Origin of the sequence: Microcystis sp. M53598_WE2, assembly GCF_030067735.1 — a bacterium.
Taxonomy (GTDB): Bacteria; Cyanobacteriota; Cyanobacteriia; order Cyanobacteriales; family Microcystaceae; genus Microcystis; species Microcystis aeruginosa.
The window spans coordinates 1-1,174 of record NZ_JASJFE010000848.1 but is presented as its reverse complement, the minus strand read 5'-3'; the positions used below and the strand labels follow the sequence as shown (position 1 = coordinate 1,174).

Annotated in this window: 2 protein-coding genes; both read right to left on the bottom strand. The window is 42.6% G+C overall.

The features are described 5' to 3' along the window. Window positions 1–263: 263 nt before the first annotated feature. Window positions 264–407 (bottom strand): hypothetical protein, encoded by a 144-nt coding sequence (locus tag PX636_RS17140; RefSeq protein WP_288118004.1) that lies wholly within the window; start codon window positions 405–407, stop codon window positions 264–266. Window positions 408–679: 272 nt separating this feature from the next. Continuing rightward, window positions 680–1,081, bottom strand: coding sequence for a fasciclin domain-containing protein (locus PX636_RS17135; protein ID WP_002762406.1), 402 nt, complete (start codon window positions 1,079–1,081; stop codon window positions 680–682). Window positions 1,082–1,174: the final 93 nt, after the last annotated feature.

Here is a 1,174-nt window from a genome sequence, read left to right as displayed (position 1 = left end):
TCAGTTATCAGTGAACATGGTAACTGTTTACTGGTAAGCAGCTAGACACAATTAATTACACATATCTAACTACCTCTTGCATGAGTGCCTATCCTAACCAAGAAGTTAATTTTGTCCTATTACTGAACTGGTAACTGATAACTGATAACTTGCATCTGATAACTGATAACTGATAACTGATAACTGACTAACCCCTAACAAAAAAATTTAGAGGTCATCTTGCAGAAAGTGGCCTCTTTTTTGGGTGAATTTTCCGGAAACTATTAAGTTGTTAGATTAGCGAGCAGTGTTTGTACCCATTCTTGAGCGAGTTCCTCCACGTTACCATTACTGTCGAGATGGCTAAGAATATATTTTTGTCGTTGGTGAGCTAATTCCGCGAGACACCGATATGATGGCAAAGCCATTTAATGGTCTGATACTAAATCCGTTGAGTATAGGCTCAATATCAGGAGAGGGAGAGGCAGTAGGCACTCTTGCAATAGGCAAAAGGATCAATAGATAATCAGTCTTTAATAACAGGATTTAGTCTGAACAGGTACAGACAAGAAAGTGCAGAAAGTGGGCATTTTCCTCTGGCGAGCATCGAAACCATAAACAAGCAAAAGTATCTGTATATTTACTGACTAAATAAGACAGATTTGCCCTGGATGCGGCCCGGGGAAAAGCCGGTCAAAAACTAACCCATCAGGATCACCGTATCGATGACGTGGATCACACCATTATCTGCCTCGATATTACCCGCGACCACCGTGGCATTTTTCACCTCAAAACCTTCGCTACAATCGACGGGAATCGGTGAACCCTCTAGAGAAGTCACTACAGCCAATTTTGCCAAATCTTCCTGCATATATTTGCCCGCAACGACGTGATAGGTGAGAATTCGGGTTAATTGGGGGATATTCTGCACTAGGGTTGTAATCGTCCCGGGGGGCAATTTGGCAAAAGCTTCATCGGTGGGGGCAAAAACCGTGAACGGGCCGGGACTTTTTAGGGCATCCACAAGATTAGCGGCTTGTACCGCCGTCACTAGAGTTTTAAAATTATCGGCACTGACCGCAATATCGACAATATCTGCCATAAACTTGACTCGATCCTGAAAAAAATCATCTATTTCAGATTTTAAACTTAATCTTGTCCCAAAGATCTTTCTAGGGATGGGGTATGGGGTGTG